Source organism: Streptomyces sp. NPDC093064 (genome assembly GCF_044754605.1).
GTDB lineage: Bacteria > Actinomycetota > Actinomycetes > Streptomycetales > Streptomycetaceae > Streptomyces.
Map to the genome: position 1 here is coordinate 47,091 of NZ_JBIVPK010000043.1, position 19,114 is coordinate 66,204.

The 19,114-nt window shown below is 70.4% G+C and carries 15 protein-coding genes and 1 pseudogene; 10 read left to right on the plus strand and 6 right to left on the minus strand.

The annotated features are described in order from the left end of the window. Positions 1-161: 161 nt before the first annotated feature. On the plus strand, positions 162-899 hold the full coding sequence (locus ACIQFZ_RS33740; protein WP_365420307.1) for a TRIC cation channel family protein: 738 nt from the start codon (positions 162-164) through the stop codon (positions 897-899). After that, the gene (locus ACIQFZ_RS33745; RefSeq protein ID WP_402693009.1) at positions 896-2,152 is read left to right on the plus strand and encodes a M20 family metallopeptidase; all 1,257 of its coding nucleotides are present in this window, start codon (positions 896-898) and stop codon (positions 2,150-2,152) included. The genes ACIQFZ_RS33740 and ACIQFZ_RS33745 overlap by 4 nt, the downstream gene beginning before the upstream one ends. Positions 2,153-2,510: 358 nt before the next feature. Here the strand turns inward: ACIQFZ_RS33745 and ACIQFZ_RS33750 are convergent, their stop codons facing one another. The 3 genes from ACIQFZ_RS33750 to ACIQFZ_RS33760 form a co-directional block, all read right to left on the minus strand. Next, complete coding sequence (locus ACIQFZ_RS33750; protein WP_402693010.1) at positions 2,511-3,839, minus strand: enolase C-terminal domain-like protein; 1,329 nt, start codon at positions 3,837-3,839, stop codon at positions 2,511-2,513. A 105-nt stretch (positions 3,840-3,944) separates the two neighbouring features. Continuing rightward, complete coding sequence (locus ACIQFZ_RS33755; protein ID WP_376406539.1) at positions 3,945-5,282, minus strand: gluconate:H+ symporter; 1,338 nt, start codon at positions 5,280-5,282, stop codon at positions 3,945-3,947. Between the two features lie 63 nt (positions 5,283-5,345). Next, positions 5,346-6,284: a 5-dehydro-4-deoxyglucarate dehydratase gene (locus ACIQFZ_RS33760; protein ID WP_402693014.1), complete on the minus strand. Its 939-nt coding sequence runs from the start codon at positions 6,282-6,284 to the stop codon at positions 5,346-5,348. A gap of 117 nt (positions 6,285-6,401) precedes the next feature. Between ACIQFZ_RS33760 and ACIQFZ_RS33765 the strand changes: the two genes are divergently transcribed. Continuing rightward, a complete protein-coding gene (locus tag ACIQFZ_RS33765) occupies positions 6,402-7,202 on the plus strand; it encodes an IclR family transcriptional regulator (protein WP_402693011.1) in 801 nt (266 codons plus the stop codon). Positions 7,203-7,446: 244 nt separating this feature from the next. Here the strand turns inward: ACIQFZ_RS33765 and betT are convergent, their stop codons facing one another. After that, the gene (gene betT, locus ACIQFZ_RS33770; protein ID WP_402693012.1) at positions 7,447-9,732 is read right to left on the minus strand and encodes a choline BCCT transporter BetT; all 2,286 of its coding nucleotides are present in this window, start codon (positions 9,730-9,732) and stop codon (positions 7,447-7,449) included. Between the two features lie 427 nt (positions 9,733-10,159). After that, on the minus strand, positions 10,160-10,330 hold the full coding sequence (locus tag ACIQFZ_RS33775; RefSeq protein ID WP_383133363.1) for a hypothetical protein: 171 nt from the start codon (positions 10,328-10,330) through the stop codon (positions 10,160-10,162). Between the two features lie 127 nt (positions 10,331-10,457). On the opposite strand from ACIQFZ_RS33775, the gene ACIQFZ_RS33780 reads away from it, so the two are divergent. Beyond that, entirely contained in the window at positions 10,458-10,592 is a 135-nt protein-coding gene (locus tag ACIQFZ_RS33780) for a hypothetical protein (RefSeq protein WP_383060302.1), read from the plus strand. Positions 10,593-10,734: 142 nt separating this feature from the next. On the opposite strand, the gene ACIQFZ_RS33785 is transcribed toward ACIQFZ_RS33780, so the two are convergent. Further along, positions 10,735-12,060 (minus strand): histidine kinase dimerization/phospho-acceptor domain-containing protein, encoded by a 1,326-nt coding sequence (locus ACIQFZ_RS33785; RefSeq protein WP_383060292.1) that lies wholly within the window; start codon positions 12,058-12,060, stop codon positions 10,735-10,737. A gap of 153 nt (positions 12,061-12,213) precedes the next feature. Here ACIQFZ_RS33785 and ACIQFZ_RS33790 point away from each other — a divergent pair, with 153 nt between their 5' ends. The 6 genes and pseudogenes from ACIQFZ_RS33790 to ACIQFZ_RS33815 all read left to right on the plus strand — a co-directional run. Further along, a complete protein-coding gene (locus tag ACIQFZ_RS33790) occupies positions 12,214-12,876 on the plus strand; it encodes a hypothetical protein (protein WP_383060294.1) in 663 nt (220 codons plus the stop codon). A 5-nt stretch (positions 12,877-12,881) separates the two neighbouring features. Beyond that, on the plus strand, positions 12,882-13,616 hold the full coding sequence (locus ACIQFZ_RS33795; RefSeq protein ID WP_402693015.1) for an ABC transporter ATP-binding protein: 735 nt from the start codon (positions 12,882-12,884) through the stop codon (positions 13,614-13,616). Continuing rightward, positions 13,609-14,316 carry an ABC transporter ATP-binding protein gene (locus tag ACIQFZ_RS33800; RefSeq protein ID WP_383060297.1) on the plus strand — a complete coding sequence of 236 codons (708 nt, stop codon included), beginning with the start codon at positions 13,609-13,611 and terminating at the stop codon, positions 14,314-14,316. The genes ACIQFZ_RS33795 and ACIQFZ_RS33800 overlap by 8 nt, the downstream gene beginning before the upstream one ends. After that, a complete protein-coding gene (locus ACIQFZ_RS33805; protein WP_402693013.1) occupies positions 14,313-16,958 on the plus strand; it encodes an FtsX-like permease family protein in 2,646 nt (881 codons plus the stop codon). Before ACIQFZ_RS33800 ends, ACIQFZ_RS33805 begins: the two co-directional genes overlap by 4 nt. Before the next feature lie 26 nt (positions 16,959-16,984). Continuing rightward, on the plus strand, positions 16,985-17,728 hold the full coding sequence (locus ACIQFZ_RS33810; RefSeq protein ID WP_383060300.1) for a response regulator transcription factor: 744 nt from the start codon (positions 16,985-16,987) through the stop codon (positions 17,726-17,728). Positions 17,729-18,213: 485 nt separating this feature from the next. After that, a pseudogene (locus tag ACIQFZ_RS33815) lies at positions 18,214-19,017 on the plus strand (RNA-guided endonuclease InsQ/TnpB family protein); the annotation flags it as partial. Between the last annotated feature and the right edge of the window lie 97 nt (positions 19,018-19,114).

The window sequence follows — 19,114 nt, forward strand, 5'->3', positions numbered from 1 at the left end:
TCCGACCCTGCACCTGTGTCTTCTGCGCCCACGCGGCCGTGACCGCAGGCGATCCGGCCTGCGGCCGCGTGTCGTCGCGGAACGTCACTGCCCCTGGCCGTCTGCCCAGGCCGTGGAGACACCGAGTCACTAGGCTCGTCATCGTGTCCACCGTGTGTGTGATGTCGGCTTCCCTGATCCCCGCCGGAATCGCGGTCGCGACGCGCTATCTCGACCTTGCCGGTGTCTTCTCATGCGCGCTGCTTGGGGGCGCCGTGGCCCGCACGGTCGGCCTGGACCTGTTCGGGTTCCTGGTGGTGGGCATCATCTCCGGTCTGGGCGGAGGCATGATCAGGGACGTGCTGCTGCAGCACGGCACACCGGTCGCGCTGACCGACTACGCCTACCTGCCGACCGCCGTCGCCGGTTCCGTGGTGGTCTTCCTCATCAAGATCAGCGAGGCGTCCTGGACCCGGCTTTTCACCGCCCTCGACGCCGCCGTCCTCGGGTTCTGGGCGGTCACCGGGGTCAACAAGACGCTCGCCGTGGGGCTGGGATGGCTTCCGGCCATCCTCCTGGGCACCGTGACCGCCGTCGGCGGCGGCGCCCTGCGCGATGTCGTCCTCGGCCGGGTGCCGGCTGTCTTCGGGGGCAACGGTCTGTACGCCACCGTCGCCGTCGCGGTCGCCGGAGTCACGGTGATCTGCGTGTACCTCGGCGTGCCGGCGATCGGCGCCGGCCTGGGCATCACACTGGCCCTGGCCTTCCGGCTCACTGCTGTGCGGCTCGGCTGGAATCTGCCCAACAGCCTGGACTGGCAGCCCCGGTCCAGAAGGGCCGCGACGCGGCGGCACGGCACCGGCACTGCCGCCCGAAACGGGAAAGAAGAGCAGTCCCACCCGCGCAAGGAGACGTCGTGACCGACCGAAACCGCGCAGTGCTGTCCGGGCTCGCCGGTATCCGCTCCGATCTTGAGGACCTTTACCGGGATCTGCACAGGCATCCCGAACTCGGCCTGCGGGAGCACCGCACGGCGAAGAAGGCGTCCGACGCTCTGCGGGATCTCGGTTACGAGGTCACCGGCGGCATCGGCGGCACGGGCGTGATCGGCCTGCTGGCCAACGGCGACGGACCCACCGTCATGGCCCGCGCGGACATGGACGCCCTCCCGGTACGCGAGCAGACCGGTCTGCCCTACGCCTCCACCGTGACCCTGACAGGTCCCGACGGCACCGAGCAGCCGGTCATGCACGCCTGCGGGCACGATGTGCACGTGACCGCTCTGATCGGCTGCGCACAGCTGATGGCGCAGGCAACGGACGCCTGGCGCGGTACCTTCGTGGCGCTCTTCCAGCCCTCGGAGGAGAACGGCGACGGCGCCCGTACCATGATCGACGACAGTCTCACGACAAGGGCGCCCCGGCCCGACGTGGTACTCGCCCAGCACGTCCTGCCCTATCCGGCAGGCTATGTCGGCACCCGTCCGGGATCGTTCCTGTCAGCCGCGGACAGCCTGCGCATCACCGTCCACGGCCGAGGAGCCCACGGCTCCATGCCCCAGGCCGCGGTCGACCCCGTGGTGATGGCCGCCATGATCGTCGTGCGCCTGCAGACCATCGTCTCCCGGGAACTCGCCGCCACCACCCCCGCCGTCGTCACCGTGGGCAGTATCCACGCCGGCACCGGTCCCAACGTCATCCCCGACAGCGCCGTCGTCGAGCTCAACGTCCGTACCTACGACGCTGCCACGCGCAGCCAGGTCCTGAAGGCGATCGAGCGCATCGTCCGGGCCGAGAGCGAGGCATCCGGGTCGCCGAAGGCACCCGAGATCGAGCGAACGGCCGCCTTCCCGCCCACCGTCAACGACGAGGAAGCGACCCGGCGCGTCGCCGAGGCGTTCGCCGCCCACTTCGGCGACGACGCACACACCATCGACCTGCAGACCGCCAGCGAGGACATGAGCGAGATCCCCAAAGCGTTCGGCGCGCCGTTCACTTATTGGGGCATCGGAGGCATCGACGCCGAGCTGTATGCCGAGGCCGCCAAGAAGGGCACCATCGCCCAGGACGTCCCGGTCAACCACAGCCCTGTCTTCGCCCCCGTCGTCCAACCCACGCTGGACACCGGCGTCAGCGCCATGACGGTGGCTGCCCTCGCCTGGCTCGGCGGCTGACGTGAACTCGGCACTTCCAGCGAGTCGTGGCTGAGCCGACCGCTACCCGGCAGCGCGTCAGCGCTGCGGTCCGGGAACGTGGTGCGTAGAAAGCCGGCTTGCGGGTGCTGACGAGCTACAGGCACGAGCAGTCCGCGCGGCAGAGTCAGCGGGCAATAGCCGTGACGCTCGTTTGACGCTCTGCTGCATGACCTGCACAGGCGCGATTTTCAGCAAAGGCAGGGCACCTCCCCGCAGGAGACGCAAAGCACCGCCGACGCCTCTCTGTTGGCACCAGCCGGCGTGGCCGGGTGACGCCACATCACCCGCCCGAGCGACCCACGCGATGACCAACGAAACCTCGACAGTGGAGAGTGCGTCACCGCACCAGGCAGGGGCGCTTGCTGTCGAAGGCCCAGTCCTTTACCAGGTAGCGCATCCCGGCGGCGTCGTCACGGCCCGACAGCCGCTTCTCCAGGTAGAGCTCGTGGGCGGCGAGTAGCCTGTCCACGTCGAGCTCGATACCGAGTCCGGGTGTGTCGTCGACAGCGATCTCCCCGTCGGTGATCTGCGGGGGCCGGACCGTGAGGCGTTCCAGGCCCTCCTGCCAGATCCAGTGGGTGTCCAGCGCGTTGTAGTCACCGGGGACGGCGGCTCCGCAGTGCGCCATCATGGCGAGTGAGATGTCGAAGTGGTTGTTGGAGTGGCAGCCCCAGGTCATGCCTGTGTCGTGACACAGCTGGGCCACCCGCACCGACCCCTGCATGGTCCAGAAGTGAGGGTCCGCGAGAGGGATGTCGACCGACCGCAGCGCCAGTGCGTGGGTGAGCTGGCGCCAGTCGGTCGCGATCATGTTGGTCGCGGTGGGCAGTCCGGTGGCCCGGCGGAACTCCGCGAGGATCTCCCGGCCCGAGTAGCCGCCCTCGGCTCCGCAGGGATCCTCGGCGTAGGCGAGCGTGCCGGCCAGTGGCCTGCACAGCTCGACGGCTTCGCGCAGGGACCAGGCCCCGTTGGGGTCGAGGGTGATCCGCGCCTCGGGGAAGCGTTCCTTCAGTGCCTGTACCGCCTTGACCTCCTCAACGCCCGGCAGGACGCCGCCCTTGAGCTTGAAGTCGCAAAAGCCGTAGCGCGCGTACGTCGCCTCGGCCTGCCGGACGATCGCCTCCGGAGTCAGCGCCTCCTGGCGGCGGATCCGGTACCACTCCACGGCCGAGCCCTCTTCACGGACGTAGTCCAGATCGGTCCGATCGGGGTCGCCGACGTAGAAGAGGTAGCCCAGGACCCGTACGGAGTCGCGCTGCCGGCCGTCGCCCAGCAGCGCGGCGACGGGGACCTCCAGATGCCTGCCCAGCAAGTCCAGCAGCGCCGATTCGACGGCCGTGACGACATGCACGGCGGTGCGCAGGTCGAAGGTCTGCTCGCCCCGTCCGCGATCGTCACGTCCGCCGAATCTCTCCCCCACGGACCGCAGGACGCGTTTGTAGTCGCCCAGCCGTGCGCCGACGACGAGGGACTCGGCTTCGCGCAGCGTCCGGGTGATCTCCTCACCGCCCGGCACCTCGCCCAGTCCCGTCCGGCCGTCCGAGTCCTCGAGGACGAGGACGTTCCGGGTGAAGTACGGGGCGTGCGCGCCGGAGAGGTTCAGCAGCATGGAGTCACGGCCTGCCACCGGGTACACGGAGAAGCGGGTGACGACAGGCTGGCTCATGAGGTGAATCCTTCGTTGCTAGGGGGTTGGGCGTGGGGGAAACTGCCGCGCGGGCGGGGCGCCGCTCGTGGAGTGCCACGGCGCCCGCTCACGGGTGACATCCACTCACAGGTTGAGGACGTCCAGGACACGTTCCATGGCCAGGACGCCGCCCAGGCCGAGGATCGCGAGGACGGTCGTGTAGGTGGTACGGACCTTGATCGCGTCGATGACCGACAGGTTGAAGTACTCCTTGAACATCCAGAAGCCCGGGTCGTTGACGTGCGAGAAGGCGATCGAGCCGCAGGAGACGGCGAGCACCATGATTTCGGCGTGGATCCCGCTGCCCGCGACCAGCGGCAGCGCGACACCGGACGCCGTGACGACGGCGACCGTCGCCGAGCCGAGCGCCACCCTGAGGATCACGGCGATGAGCCAGGCCAGGATGATCGGCGAGACGGACCAGCCCGAGGTCGCCTGCTTGATGTAGTCCGAGATCCCGCCGTCCACGAGGACCTGTTTGAAGGCGCCGCCGGCCCCGATCACCAGCAGGATCATCGCCATCGCCTGCGCCGCTCCCCGGCACGAGGCACTGACCTCCTCCAGGCTCCGGCCGATGCGCGGTCCGAAGGCCCAGACCGCGACGAGGAGCGTCAGCAGCAGCGCGATCGGCGCCGACCCGACGAAGTTGATGAAGTGCATCACCGCGGTGTCCGCAGAGGTGACCATGTCGGTCACCGCCGCGCCCGCGATCAGCACCACGGGCAGGAGGGCGACCGACAGCGACCAGGCGGTGCTCGGCATTTCCTCCTCCTCGAAGGTGCGGTCGCTCACCAGGCCCGTGGGCACGGACGGGTTCATCGCCCGGACGAACGGCAGCCTCGGCCACACCAGGGCGATGAGCGCGCCGGCCGGGACGGCGATGAACAGGCCGTAGAACAAGGTCAGTCCGACCGAGGCGTGGAAGGTCGCGGCCACCGCGGTCGGGCCCGGGTGCGGGGGCAGGAAGCTGTGCATGGTGGACAGCGCGATGGACATCGGCAGTCCGACCCAGAGCAGGTTCGAGCGGGTGACCCGCACGAGCGTGAAGGCGACGGGCACGATGATGACGAAGGCGACCTCGTAGAACATCGTGACGCCGATGAGCATGGCCGTCAGCACCATGGCGACCTGCACCCAGCGCGGACCGCAGACGGCGAGCAGCTTGGCGGCTATGCGCTGGGCGGCGCCCGAGTCCCCCATGACGCGGCCGACCATCGCGCCGAGCCCGATGGTGAGCATCGTGTCGCCGATCTGGCCGCCGATGCCCTTGGAGAGGATGTCCGGGATGTCCGCGACCGGGATCCCCCGCACCAGGGCGACGCCGACGGCCACGAGGAGGAGGGAGGCGAAGCCGTTCAGTCTGAGCTTCGTCATGAGGAAGAGCAGGACCAGCACGCTGATCCCGACGACGACAAGTGGCATGAATCAGTTCTCCTTTGAACTGTGCTGTCGGCTGTCTTCCGGCTGTTGGGCTTCCGCCCGGGGTCAGTGCTCGGCGCCAACCAGGTCCAGACCGTGGTCCAGGAGATCGCGGAGGGCGGCGAGGTCGTCCGGGCCGGGGTCGGTGAGTGGGGCGCGTACCGGGCCCACGGGCAGTCCGCGCAGCCGGGCCGCCGCCTTGACCAGCGAGACGACGTAACCGGGCCTGCGGTCGCGCAGTTCGACGAGCGGGACGTAGAAGCCGCGCAGCAGTTCGTCCATCCGGTCCGAATCGTTCTTGTGGAAGGCCTCGAAGAAGGCGCGTGCGATTTCCGGGGCGAACGCGTGGACGGCCGACGAATAGGCGCGCACGCCCATACCGGCGTAGGCACGGGCCTGGACCTCGGCCGTGGCGGCGCCGTTGAAGAAGAGGAAGCCGTCGGGCGCGGCCAGGATGAGGCGTTGCAGGCGGTCGAGGTCGCTGTGACCGTCCTTCAGACCGATGACGGTCGGGATCCGGGCGATGTCGCGCAGGCTGTCGGCGGTGAAGGCGACCTGGTCGCGCTGGTAGGCGATCAGGGGCAACCGGGTGCCGTCGGCGATCCTGCGCAGCTGTTCCACGAGGCCGTCCTGGGGCGCCTGGATCAGATAGTGCGGGAGGACGAGCGCGGCATCCGCGCCCGCGTCCTCCGCGATCCGCGCAAACCGCAGTGCCTGGGCGCAGCCGTAACCGATGCCCGCGACGACCGGAAGGCGTCCGCGTGCCACGTCGACCGCGACGGTGATGACCGTGCGGTACTCGTCCTCGTCCAGGGCTGTGAACTCACCCGTCCCGCAGGCGGGGAAAACCGCGCCTGGACCCGCCGCGAACTGCCGTTCGAGGTAGGCACGGTAGGCGCCCGGATCCAGGTCGCCGTTGCGCTGAAAACTCGTCAGCGGGAAGGACAGCACACCCCGTCCCATCCCCTCACCGAGACGCCGCACGACGTCCGCGATCTCCCTCATATCCACCCCACTAGATGGTGTCTTCAAATAAAGACAGCGTCTATGTATGAAGACGGAGGCTAGGTACATGGACAGTTGAGGTCAAGGGCTCTGCACCGACGGGCTTAGGATCGCGACATGGCGCAGAGTGGGGGCGTACCCGAAGTGAAGTCAGCGGTCCGAACCGTCGCACTGCTGGAACTGCTGGCCGCGAGGGGTGACCGCCCGGCGCGGCTGCGCGAGCTTTCCGAGGAACTGGGCGTGCCCCGCAGCAGTATGTACGCACTGCTCCAGACCCTCGTCGAGCACCGCTGGGTCCGCACCGACACCACCGGATCCCTGTACGGCATCGGCATCCGGGCGCTCCTGACCGGCACGAGCTACCTGGACAGCGACAAGCGCGTCCGCCTGGTCCGCCCGTATCTCGACGAGGCGTCGGACGCCCTGGGTGAAACCATCCACCTGGCCCGGCTGGACGGCGCGGATGTCGTCTACCTGGCGACCAGGGAATCCCACGAGTACCTGCGGACGATCAGCAGGGTCGGCCGCCGGGTCCCCGCACACGTCGGCGCCCTGGGCAAGGCCCTGCTCGCCGAGCGCCCGGACGACGAACTCCCGCTACCCGAAGACCCGTTGCCGGCCTCCACCCCAAACACTCTCACCACCCGGACGTCACTGCTGGCCGACCTGGCCGAGGTGCGGGAACGTGGCTACTCCGTCGACCACGAGGAAACCGTCACCGGCATCACCGGCTTCGGCTTCGCCCTGCGCTACGACACCCCTGCCACCGATGCCATCAGCTGCTCGGTGCCGACCTCCCGTCTCACCGACGAACACGAACGCCGCATCGTCGCCGTCATGCGCGAGGTCCGTACAAAGATCGAGACTCTTCTGCCGCTACCGTCCCGTGACGTCGACTGGCAGGAACCGCAGCGATGAGCGAGCAGCAGGCCCCAGAGCGTCCACGATGGTTGTGAGCCCACCGCACTGCGCCGACTAGGCACACGTCAACCAGCCGTGGCACGGTGGTCTTGGACCGCAGCGCCACGGGTGACCCGCTCCTGGCCCAGCGTCCACGCCCGCGTTTCTGAGTGCCGGCGCCGGCGCTGGGGAGTGGTGGCGTGGTGAAGCGGTGGGGCTGCGAAGCGGGTGGCGCGGGCACCGGAGTCTGGTGGAACGGCGCCTACGGCTTCGCCTCGCTGCCCGCTGTGTCCGCACCGGTGTCGTCTTGCGGCTCCGCGGGCTCCGCGGGCTCCGCCACCGAGATGGCGCGCGTGGCGGTCACGATCGGGGGCGTGAGCACCGAGGCGTAGTCGTGCTCGGCGGAGTAGGTGAGGAAGCCCAGGTGCGCCTCGTAGCGATCCAGGACGTCGTCGATCACCTGCTGGTGGGACAGGCCCATGAGGTCGTAGCCCTCGGAGCCGGTCTGGGTGAACACCTCGACCCGGTAGTAGAGGTCCGTCTGGCGGGACATGCGTCCGCCGAACATCGGCACCGGGGCCTCGACGGCCTGCACCTGGTAGTGGAAGTTGCGGTGCCCGGGGATCGTGACCACCAGCGCGTGGCTGGAGATGCCGGTGTGCTCGTTCGGGACCAGGTCCAGCGTGGCCTGGTAGCCCTGCTTCGCGAATTCGGGGGCCATGTCGGCCAGCGCCGGCTGCACGATGCGCTCCATGAACTGGGCCACCTGCTTCTTCGAGGGGTAGGAGCGCATCCGCTCCAGCCGCTGGCGCCAGGTGCGCTCGGGCACGTGGCCGCCGTGCGCCGCGGTCGACTGCCGGCGCAGGACCTGGCCCTCGCGCTCGGCCCGCTCCATGCGCAGGACCTTGGAGAAGGAGGCCATCACCAGCCAGGCGATGACCGTCACCGGCAGGGCGAAAATGAGGGTCGCGTACTCCATGGTGGTGACCCCGCCGGCCACCAGCATCGCGATGGTCAGCACCGCGGTGAGCACCGCCCAGAAGATGCGCAGCCACTTCGCCCCGTCCTGCGACGGGTTGGGGATCGAGGAGGAGAAGTTGGACATCACCATGGCGCCGGAGTTGGCGCTGGTGAGGTAGAACAGCAATCCGGACAGCGTGCCGAGGCCGATCAGGAAGCCGGCGCCGGGGAACATCTTCAGCAGCGCGAACCAGCCCTCCTCCGGGCTGTGCATGGCCAGCTGGGCGAACTTCGTGTTCCCGTGCAGGACCTGGTACATGGCGCTGTTGCCGAAGATGCTCACGATCAGGAAGTCGCAGAGCACTGGGGCGGTGATGGCGGCGATGACGAACTCGCGCAGCGTCCGGCCGCGGGAGATGCGGGCGAGGAACAGGCCCACGAACGGGCCCCAGGCCAGCCAGAACGCCCAGAAGAACAAGGTCCAGTGGGCCATCCACGTCGATCCCCCCTCCTGGTAGGCGAAGGTCTGCAGGGTTCGGTCCGGCAGCGAGAAGATGAACCGGCCGATGTTTTCCACGAGCGCGTTGAGCAGGAACGCCGACTTTCCGGTCACCAGGATGTAGAGCAGCATGGCCGCCGCGCTCCAGATGTTCAGCTCGGAGATCAGCCGGATCCCCTTGTTCACGCCCGAGGTGCAGGCGGCGATGGTCATGATCACGGCCACGACCACCAGCGCGATCTGCAGGGACAGGCCCGCCTGGAGGCCGAACAGCATGGCGAAGCCGACGTCCAGCAGCACGACGCCGATGCCCATGGAGGTGGCGACGCCGAAGACGGTGCCGACCAGGGTGACGATGTCGATGGTGTCGCCGATCCCGCCGCGGACGCGTTTGCCGAGCAGCGGGTACAGGGCGGCCCGGATGGACAGCGGCATGCCCCAGCGGTAGGCGAAGTAGCCCATGGCCATGCCGAGCAGCGAGTACATGGACCAGCCGGCCACGCCGTAGTGGAACATGGTCCAGACCACGGCGTCCTGGGCGGCCGCGCCCGTCTGGCCCGCGCCCGTCGGCGGAGCCATGTACTGGGTGATGGGCCCGGTGACGGAGTAGAAGAGCATGTCGATGCCCACGCCGGCGGCGAACAGCATGGCCACCCAGGTGAAGAGCTTGTACTGCGGCCGGGAGTGGTCGGGGCCGAGCCGGACGGAGCCCTCCTTGGACAGCGCGACCCAGAGGACGAACACGATCACCACGGTGACGGTCAGGACGTAGAACCAGCCGAGGTTCTCCGCGATCCAGGCCACCATGGTCTGCATGGTGCCGGCGGCGTGCGCGGGCACGAGCATGGCCCAGAGGGAGAAGGCGACGATGATGGCCGAGGCGATGACGAAGACGCGCCAGTTGACCCTGGAGCCGGGCTCCTCGATGAGTTCCGCGGGGGCCTTGCTGAGCTCCTGGCTGGAGACGGGAGGACGGTTCTCGGCCTCCTGACCGTGGCGCCGCCGTTCGGTGCCGCCGAGGTGGCGGCGTTCGATCGGGGCCTTCGGCGGCTCGCCCCCGGGGCGGGACGTGTCTGCGGCTTCGGGCATACGGTCCTCCTCCTATCGGAGACGAGTTCGGGCGGGCGCCAGCGTGGGCGACGTCCGCGGCCTCGATCCGAAGGGATGGGGGAGGCCGTGCACAGTGGGCACCCTGTCGTGGGGCCCTGCCTAACAATGTTAGAACGCCTAACAAAATGATCTCAGTGAACCGCTTCGGGTTTGGCAGAGATCTCCAATGTTGGTTGTGACCTGGGCTTTCGTGGTGCTGGTCGGCTTCGTATTCGGCCGGAGGGATGTGCCCTATCTCACCGTGGAGCCGGGTGTGGTCGTACCAGTCGGTCCATTCTGTGGTGGCCGGCTCGGCCTGGCCGAGAGATCGCCAGGGTCGCTGCGGCTTGATCAGCCTGCCTGGGAAGCCGCCACCGCCTGCATCACTGCCCTTCCCGTCACTCGGCTGACCGTCCCTAGTGCCGCATCAGGCGACGTTCGCCCCGTTGACGACTTCGCGTAGGCGCTGGTCGGCGGCGTGATCGGGGTGCGGCGAGGTGCGCGGAGTCGTTGGCTTGTCGGCCCGGGGCTCTGCCTCGCTGAGGTAGTACACGGCTCCGGGCTCACGGCGCGGCGTGTCCACGACCAGCCAGCCCACGATCCGACCCCGCGCATCCCGGACTTGCCGGTTGCGCAGCCCAACCGCACACTGCCCCTTTGACGATGCGCAGCCGGATGCGTAACCGCTGCGCACTGGGGGTGAAGGTGCCGTGGTCGGCCCGGTCATGAGCCCGACCACGGCAGCTGGAAGACTGGGTGCCGCCGGACACGAGGGCTCCACCGTCATCGTCGGCCTCAACGGCCTGCGCCTGCTGGCCGATGAAGCCTGGCGCCGCGCCCGCGCCGGGACCGGTCAGTGAGCCGCAGCGCCCGCGAAGCCGCCCCCGCCACGGCGCTGACGGCGCGCTGCGTCGTCACCGACTGCCGTGGTATCCCCAAGATTGACGGCGTCGACCACGTCGCCCAGCTTGCCGCGATCCGGATCGTCCGGATGGTCCGCCCTCAGGGCCCGCCTTGCCCGGTGTCGTTCTGAGGGCCGGTCCCCTCCCGGCGTACGGGCAGCAGCAGGGTGAATGTGGTGGGCGCGCCGCCTGCCAGGACGAGGCGCCCGCCGAGGGAGGCGGCGAGATCGCGGGCGAGGGCGAGGCCGATGCCTGTGCCGGCGCCGTCGCTGGAGAGGCCGCGCTCGAACAGCCGCGTGCCGTCGCCGTCCACCGTGCCTTCGTCGGCGACGTCGAAGGCGAGGGCGTCGTCGAGGTCCCGGACGGTGACGCGCACGGTTCCGTGTCCGTGGACGCGCGCGTTGTCCAGCAGCACGTGGAGGATCTCGGTGACGGGCCCGCCGGGGACGCGGATGTCGTCCGGCACGTCCGCGGCGGCGAAATCCAGCCGCCGGCCGTCGCGGGCGAAGAGCCCGTGCCACCGCCCCTCGGTCTGTGCCACGAGGTCCCCCAGCGGCCGGTCCGGCGCGGCGGGCCGGGACAGGCCGGCGGAACGCGACAGCCGGAGCACCTCCTCCACGGTCTCGTGGAGCCGGCGGGTGGCGGCCAGGGCTTCCTGAAGCGCGAGGCGGGTGTCCCCCTGCGCGAGTCCGGCCTCCAGGGTGAGCTGCAGGCCGGTGAGCGGGGTGCGCAGCTGGTGGGAGGCATTGGCGCTGAAGTTCCGCTCGTGGCGCAGGAGTTCGGACAGGCTGTGCAGCATGTCGTTGTGCGTGCGGGCGACCTGGTCGACCTCGGCGATGGCGCTGGGCGCGGCCCGCGCGGTCAGATCGCCCGCGGCGACGGCCCGGCAGTGACGCGAGAGGTCTTCCAGGGGCGCGGCGAGCACACGCGCCTGCCGGCGGGCGACGAGGACCGCGACGGTGAGCGCGACCACGGCCGCACCCGCCAGGGCCGCCCAGCCGACGAGCACGCGGTTGCGTACGTCCTGTGCGGGTGAGGAGGCACGGACGGCCCCGATGACCTGCTCGGCATGGGAGACGGGCACGGTGGCGACGAGCTCGTCGCCCGTAGTCGACCGGGACACCCTGGCACCGAGCCCCCGGCGGACCGTGTCGTCGCCGGTCTGTGGTCCGGTGCCCGCGCGCAGCCGCAGCTGCGGGTCGTACAGTCCAAGGCGCTGCCCGGGCGCGGCCGCGGGCAGCTCCGGCGGGTCACCGCTCACGTAGTCCGGGTTCACGCGGACGGCCGCGGCCAGGGCCGCCCGTTCCAGCGCGTCCCGCTGGTCGGCGTACAGGGAGTACCTGATGGCGAGGGCCAGGGGGACGGCGAGGAGGACGAGGACGACCAGGACGGCGGTAAGGGCCACCCGCACCACACGCTGTCTCATGCCTTCATGATGCGGGCGTGCACCAACTGGTACGAAACCCGGCCCATGGTTTTGCCGTCGTCTAACCGTCGGCGCGCGGGCCGTTAACCGGGCCGCTCCTAGCGTCTGGGACGTGACCGTCCGGTCCCAGGCGCCTTCTGGAGGGCAGTGGCCATGACACATGTTGTACGGACGTCCGCCATCGTGGGGCTGGTGCTCTGCGCGGCGTTGATCGCCGGGTGTTCCGGCTCCGGATCGGGGTCCGGGTCCGGCTCGGGTACGACGTCGGACAATGCGGCGTCGACGCCGGACAACACGGCCTCGGCCGGTTCGGCGCCGGACGCCGCGGCGCCCACCGAGTCCAATCCGCCCGGCGACATCCCCGACAACCAGGCGTTCGTCGCCTACCGGCCGTCCGGCGGCTTCACCGGTTTCACGGTGAAGGTCCCCGAGGGCTGGGCCCGTACGACGAACGGCGCGACGACCGTGTTCACGGACAAGCTGAACCGCATCCAGATCTCCGCCGCGACCGCCACGGCAGCGCCCACCGTCGGCTCGGTGACCAACACGATCGTTCCCCAACTGCACGGCCAAGTACCGAAGTTCACGCAACCGAAGGTGTCCGCGGTGCAGCGCAGGGCGGGCACCGCCGTGCTGCTGACCTACCAGGGCGACTCCGCCGCGGACCCGGTCACCGGCAAGGTCGTGCGGGACGCGTTCGAGCGGTACGCCTTCTACCGGCAGGGCCACGAGGTGGACCTCACCCTGTCCGGTCCGGTGAACGCCGACAACGTGGACCCGTGGCGCATCGTCAGCGACTCCTTCGGCTGGCGGTGAGCACGATGCCCGTACGGTCGTACGACGACGCCCTCACGGCCCGCGAGTTGTACCGCTTCTTCCGAGCCGGCGAGGAGGAGACGCTCGCGCTGCGCGGTGTGTCGCTGCGGGTGGCGCGCGGCGAGACGGTCGCCGTGGTCGGTCCGTCCGGGGCCGGCAAGTCCACGCTGCTGTCCTGTCTGGCCGGGCTCGACGAGCCGTCGGGCGGCGAGGTGTATGTGGACGGCGTCCGCATCAGCCACCGGCCCGAGACCGAACGCGCCCGGCTGCGGGCCCGGCACATCGGCGTCCTGTTGCAGACCCGCAATCTGCTGCCCCATCTGAGCGTGCGCGACAACGTGCGCCTCGCGCAGGGCGCGCTGCGCGGCCGGCCCGTCGCCCCCGCCGAGCGGCTGCTGGACCAGGTGGGGCTGGGGGAGCGTCGGCACGCGCTGCCCCGGCAGCTGTCCGGCGGGGAGCTGGCCCGCGCCGGGCTGGCCGTCGCGCTGGCCAACTCGCCCGCGGTGCTGCTCGCGGACGAGCCGACCGGCGAACTCGACGGCGGCACCGAGCGGCTGGTCCTGCAGATGCTGCGCGATCGCGCGGAGGAGGGCTGCGGGGTGCTCATCGTCACGCACAGCGCGGAGGCGGTACGGATCGCGGACCGGGTGATCCGGCTGGACGACGGACGGGCGACACAGGTCGCCGAGAACGGCGCCGACGTCTTTGACAGGGACCTTCAGGAGGTGCGCGGTGTCTGAGGATGACGTGCTGATCGCTTGCCAGGACGCCGCACTCACCTTCGGCCGGGGCCCGAACGCGGTCGTGGCCGTACACGGGGCGGCGCTGCGGATTTGCAGCGGGGACCGGATCGCGATCGTGGGGCACTCGGGGTCGGGCAAGTCGTCGCTGCTGCATCTGCTGGCCGGACTCGAACGGCCCACCAGCGGCACGGTGACCTGGCCCGGGCTGACCGGGCCGCGGGAGATCGGGCTGGTCTTCCAGGGTGACAGTCTGATCCCGGCCCTCGACGTCGTGGAGAACACCGCGCTGCCGCTGGTGCTCACCGGGGTGCCCGAGGACCAGGCGCGCGAGACGGCCCTGGCCGCGCTCGCCCAGGTGGACGCGGCCGACCTGGCCGACCGGCTGCCGCAGGAGATCTCCGGCGGCCAGGCCCAACGCGTGGCCGCAGCCCGGGTGCTGGCGCAGGCCCCGCGGGTGATCCTGGCCGACGAGCCCACGGGGCGGCTGGACCACGCGACCGGCGGCCGGGTCCTGGACGCGCTCCTGACCGCGGCCCACGCGACAGGTGCGGCCCTCGTCATCACCACACACGATCCGGCCGTCGCCGCACGCCTCACCGTGCGGCGGACGATGCGCGAGGGCCGGTTGCTGCCGGCGGACGGCGCCGCCACCGAGCCGGCACAGCAGACCACAGTCAGTCCCCAGGAGCACTCATGATCACCTCATGGGCGGGCGGCCTCGCCCGTCACCGCACCGGGCGCCTCCTCGCCGCCATGGCCGGGATCGCGCTCGCCGTCGCACTCGTCGCCGCGCTCGGCTCGTTCCTGACCGCGTCCAAGGCGACCATGACACAGCGGGCGCTGCGTTCGGTCGCCGTGGACTGGCAGGTCGAGGTGCAGCCCGGCGCCGACCCGAACGCGGCGCTGTCACTGGTCCGCAAGACACCAGGCGTACGCTCCGCCGTCCCCGTCAGCCTCGCGCACAGCAGCGGCTTCACGGCCACCGAGCAGGGCAGCACCCAGACCACGGGCCCCGGCATGGTCCTCGGCCTCCCCGACGGCTACCAGACCCTCTTCCCCGGCGAGATCCGCTCGCTCACCGGCCGCCCCACCGGCGTACTGCTGGCCCAGCAGACCGCCTCCAACCTGCACGCGGCCCCCGGCTCCACCGTCGGCATCCGGCTGCCCGGGACGACGGGCGTGCGCCAGGTCCGCGTGGACGGGGTCATCGACCTCCCGCAGGCCGACTCGCTGTTCCAGAAGATCGGCGCGCCCCCCCAGTCACAGCCCACCGCGCCGCCCGACAACGTGCTGCTCCTGCCCGCCGCCCAGCTGGCCTCACTGACGGGAGGCGCCACCTCCGTCACCACGCAGATCCACGCCGCCCGCAGCGCCGCACTGCCCCACGACCCGGCCGCCGCGTTCACCTCGGTGACCCGCGCAGCCCACAACCTGGAAGCCCGGGGCACGGGTTCGGTGCTCGTGGGCAACAATCTGGGGGCCGCGCTCGACTCCGCCCGCCAGGACGCCCTGTACGCGCAGATCCTCTTCCTCTTCCTCGGCATGCCCGGCGCGCTGCTCGCCGCTTCGCTGACCGCCGCGGTCGCGGGCGCCGGAGGTGAACGGCGCCGCCAGGAACAGGCGTTGCTGCGGCTGCGCGGCCTGCGACCCCGGCAGATCGTGTCCCTGGCGGGCCTGGAGGCGGCGCTCGTCGGCGTCGTCGGCGGGCTCGCCGGCCTCGGTCTCGCGGCGCTGACCGGCCGGCTCGCCTTCGGAGCGGCCTCGTTCGGCGCCAGCGCCGGCACATGGATCGTCTGGTACGCCGTCGCGTTCGTCCTCGGTGCGGTGGTCGCCGCGGGTGCGGTGCTGGTCCCGGCCGTGCGCGACCTGCGCGCCGTGACGGTCGCCGACACCCGCAGGGCCGCGCGCCGCACCGGTTCGCCGTGGTGGACGCGGACCGGTCTGGACTTCATGCTGCTGGCCGGTTCATGGCTGGTCTTCCGCGCCTCGTCCGGCAACCAGTACGCGCTCGTCCTCGCCCCCGAGGGCGTGCCGAGCATCTCCGTGTCGTACTGGGCGTTCCTGGGCCCGGCGCTGTTGTGGACCGGGGCCGCTCTGCTGCTGTGGAGGCTCACGCTCCTGGCGCTCACCCGCGGCCGCCCGGTGCTGGCCCGGCTCGCGCGTCCGCTGACGTCGGCGCTGGCCGGGACGACGGCGGCCGTCCTCGCCCGGCGCAGCCGCCCGCTGGCCCGCTCGATCGTGCTGCTGGCGCTCGCCGTGTCGTTCGCCGTGTCCACGTCGGTCTTCAACTCCACATACCAGCAGCAGGCGGAGGTGGACGCGCGCCTGACCAACGGCGCCGACGTCACGGTCACCGAGCCCCCGGGAGCACAGACGCCTCCCGGTGCCGCGGCGTCCCTCACAGTCCCCGGCGCCCGCCACGTCGAGCCGCTCCAGCACCGGTTCGCCTACGTCGGCTCCGATCTCCAGGACCTGTACGGCGTGCGCCCGGATTCGATCGCCTCGGCGACGTCGCTGCAGGACGCGTACTTCTCGGGAGGCACCGCGCGGCAGCTCATGCGGCGGCTCGCCCAGCGTCCCGACAACCTGCTGGTCAGCGCGGAGACGGTGAGTGACTTCCAGCTCTCCCCGGGCGACACCGTCAATCTGCGCATCCAGGACGCGAAGACCAAGGCGCTGCGCACGGTGCCGTTCCACTACGCCGGAATCGTCAAGGAGTTCCCGACCGCGCCGAAGGACAGCTTCTTCGTCGCCAACGCCTCCTACATCGCGAAGACGACCGGCAGTGACGCGGTCGGCGCCTTCCTGGTCGACACCGGCGGCACACACCAGAAGGCCGTGGCCGCGCACCTGCGCAAGCGACTGGGCACGCGCGCCACCGTCACCGACCTCACCCAGGCGCGGGGCACCGTCGGCACCAGCCTGACCTCGGTCGACCTGGCCGGTCTGACCCGGATCGAGCTGGCCTTCGCGGTGCTCCTCGCCGCCGGAGCCGGCGGTCTGGTCCTGGCACTGGGGCTCGCCGAGCGCCGCCGCACCTTCGCGATCACCACCGTGCTGGGCGCCACACGCCGGCATCTGCGCGGCATGGTGCTCACCGAGGCGGTCGTGCTGACGGCGGGCGGCCTCGCGGGCGGCGCGCTGATCGGCTGGGCGCTGTCCGAGATGCTGGTCAAGGTCCTCACCGGCGTCTTCGACCCGCCACCGGCCGCCCTCGCGGTGCCGGGCGGCTATTTGACGCTGACCGCGGCCGCAGCCGTGGCCGCCGTGCTCGCCGCCGCTCTCAACGGCGTGCGGCGGGCCCGGCGTCCCGCCGTCGAGGAACTGCGCGACCTGTGAGCGCACCGAACGGCGCACCGGCCCGTATGCTGCCGAACGTGCGTACGCCCCCAGCACCAGCCCCCGGCCGTTTCGGCGTCCTCGTCGTGGAGGACGACAACACCATCGGCCGCCACCTGGAGACGGGGCTGCGCAGCAACGGTTACGCACCCGCCTGGAGCCGTACCGGCGTGGGCGCGCTCACACAGGCATCCCAGGGGTCCTACGACGTGTTGCTCCTGGACCTCGGCCTGCCCGACATGGACGGCCTCGACGTCGCCCGCACCCTGCGTGCCCGCTTCCCGGACCTGCTGATCGTCATCCTGACCGCCCGCACCGACGACATCGACGTCATCGCGGGTCTGGACGCGGGAGCCGACGACTACCTCGTCAAACCCTTCAGCCTGACCGTGCTGCTCGCCCGGCTCCGCGCCCATCTGCGCCGCCGGTCTGCCACCTCCCCGCCGCCGGGGCCGGTGCCGCTCGGCGACCTGGTCCTGGACGAGGCGGCCCGCCGCTGCACCCTGCACGGCACGGATGTCCCGCTGCGGCCCAAGGAGTTCGAGCTGCTCGCCCTGCTGGGCCGGCACGCGGGCGAGGCCGTGGCACGCGAGACGCTGATGGCGCAGGTATGGGACGAGAACTGGTTCGGCTCCACCAAGACCCTCGACGTCACGATGGCCGGGCTGCGCCGCCGCCTCGCCAAAGCGGCGGACTCCTCCCCACGCCCGGTCCGGCTGCCGCTGATCACCACCCTGCGCGGGCACGGCTACCGACTTGAGGACGGCTGACGGGCCCGTACGGCATCCGCCGGCCGGGCTGCGTCCGACGCCTGCGCCAGGCCGACGGGCCAAGCGCACGACCAGGCTGCTGTGATCCACACCACTTCCTTCCCTCTCGCTCCCTGCCGGAAGCAAGTATTCGATATGGGCGCAAAGCGGGATGTATTGGAAAGTCGCTCGGCCGCACGGGCGTGCCACGCGCTTCTCGTGATTCCGTTCGGTCTGATCGTTGCGATCGTGGTTGCGGATGTCCTTACCAAGAGTGCCCAGCTGGTTCCGTTGTTGATTGTCGCCCCCGCTATTACCGCATCTTTCACCGGCTCGCTCCTCACGGGGCTCATCGAGGTACCTCCGAGGAATCCCTGCCTTCATGCAGGGGAGGAATCGGACTCTTGCGGAGCAGGGCAGGGAATGGCGAATCGCCTCTGGGCGATTCGTGTCCACCACCCCGATACCAGCAGATCGCCACAAGCTGATTTGATAGTTTGTGAGGTATGACGGCCATTCAGGTGAAGCGGGCGTTCAAGTACCGTTTCTATCCGACTGATGCGCAGGCAGTCGAGTTGTCGCGCACGTTCGGCTGTGTGCGCAAGGTCTACAACATGGCTCTCGCGGTCCGTACCGAGGCGTGGGCGCGGCGGGAGCGGGTCAACTACAACCAGACGTCGGCGATGCTGACTGAATGGAAGAAGACCGAGGAACTGGCCTACTTGGGCGAGGTGTCCGCGGTGCCGCTTCAGCAGGCGCTGCGGCACTTGCAGGCGGCGTTCGCAGGCTTCTTCGGCAAGCGGGCCAAGTACCCGCGGTTCAAGTCGCGCAAGAAGTCGCGCAGGAGCGCGGAGTACACCACCAGCGGGTTCCGGATCCGGGACGGGCGGCTGACGCTGGCGAAGATGGACCGGCCGCTGGACATCGTCTGGTCCCGGCCCCTGCCTGAGGGCGTATCCCCGTCCACGGTGACCGTCTCCCAGGACGGCGCGGGGCGCTGGTTCGTGTCGATGCTGTGCGAGGACCCCAGCGTGCGCCCGCTGCCGGCTGCGGACGCGGCGGTGGGGATCGACGTGGGGCTGGACCACCTGCTGACCCTCTCGAGTGGTGAGAAGATCGCCAACCCGAGGCACGAACGCAAGGACCGCGCCCGCCTGGCCAGGGCCCAGCGGGAGCTGTCCCGCAAGGCCAAGGGCGACGGCGCCAACCGGCACAAAGCCCGGCTGAAGGTCGCGAAGATCCACGCCCGGATCGCCGACCGCAGGCGTGATCACCTGCACAAGCTGACCACTCGACTCGTGTGTGAGAACTGTGAACCGCCCCGGTTCGAATGGAGACTCGATTCCATGAAAGGATCGAGTCATGGCACGACCTTCCCGTTACCCGCTTGAGCTCCGCCGCCGCGCG

Bases quoted from the DNA above. Each gene is read 5' to 3' on its own strand.
- ACIQFZ_RS33785 (WP_383060292.1), bottom strand. From the start codon at position 12,060: ATGAGACAGCGTGTGGTGCGGGTGGCCCTTACCGCCGTCCTGGTCGTC.
- ACIQFZ_RS33755 (WP_376406539.1), bottom strand. From the start codon at position 5,282: ATGCCACTTGTCGTCGTCGGGATCAGCGTGCTGGTCCTGCTCTTCCTC.
- ACIQFZ_RS33750 (WP_402693010.1), bottom strand. From the start codon at position 3,839: ATGAGCCAGCCTGTCGTCACCCGCTTCTCCGTGTACCCGGTGGCAGGC.
- ACIQFZ_RS33740 (WP_365420307.1), top strand. From the start codon at position 162: ATGTCGGCTTCCCTGATCCCCGCCGGAATCGCGGTCGCGACGCGCTAT.
- ACIQFZ_RS33805 (WP_402693013.1), top strand. From the start codon at position 14,313: ATGATCACCTCATGGGCGGGCGGCCTCGCCCGTCACCGCACCGGGCGC.
- betT (WP_402693012.1), bottom strand. From the start codon at position 9,732: ATGCCCGAAGCCGCAGACACGTCCCGCCCCGGGGGCGAGCCGCCGAAG.
- ACIQFZ_RS33780 (WP_383060302.1), top strand. From the start codon at position 10,458: ATGAGCCCGACCACGGCAGCTGGAAGACTGGGTGCCGCCGGACACGAG.
- ACIQFZ_RS33790 (WP_383060294.1), top strand. From the start codon at position 12,214: ATGACACATGTTGTACGGACGTCCGCCATCGTGGGGCTGGTGCTCTGC.
- ACIQFZ_RS33810 (WP_383060300.1), top strand. From the start codon at position 16,985: ATGCTGCCGAACGTGCGTACGCCCCCAGCACCAGCCCCCGGCCGTTTC.
- ACIQFZ_RS33795 (WP_402693015.1), top strand. From the start codon at position 12,882: ATGCCCGTACGGTCGTACGACGACGCCCTCACGGCCCGCGAGTTGTAC.
- ACIQFZ_RS33760 (WP_402693014.1), bottom strand. From the start codon at position 6,284: ATGAGGGAGATCGCGGACGTCGTGCGGCGTCTCGGTGAGGGGATGGGA.
- ACIQFZ_RS33765 (WP_402693011.1), top strand. From the start codon at position 6,402: ATGGCGCAGAGTGGGGGCGTACCCGAAGTGAAGTCAGCGGTCCGAACC.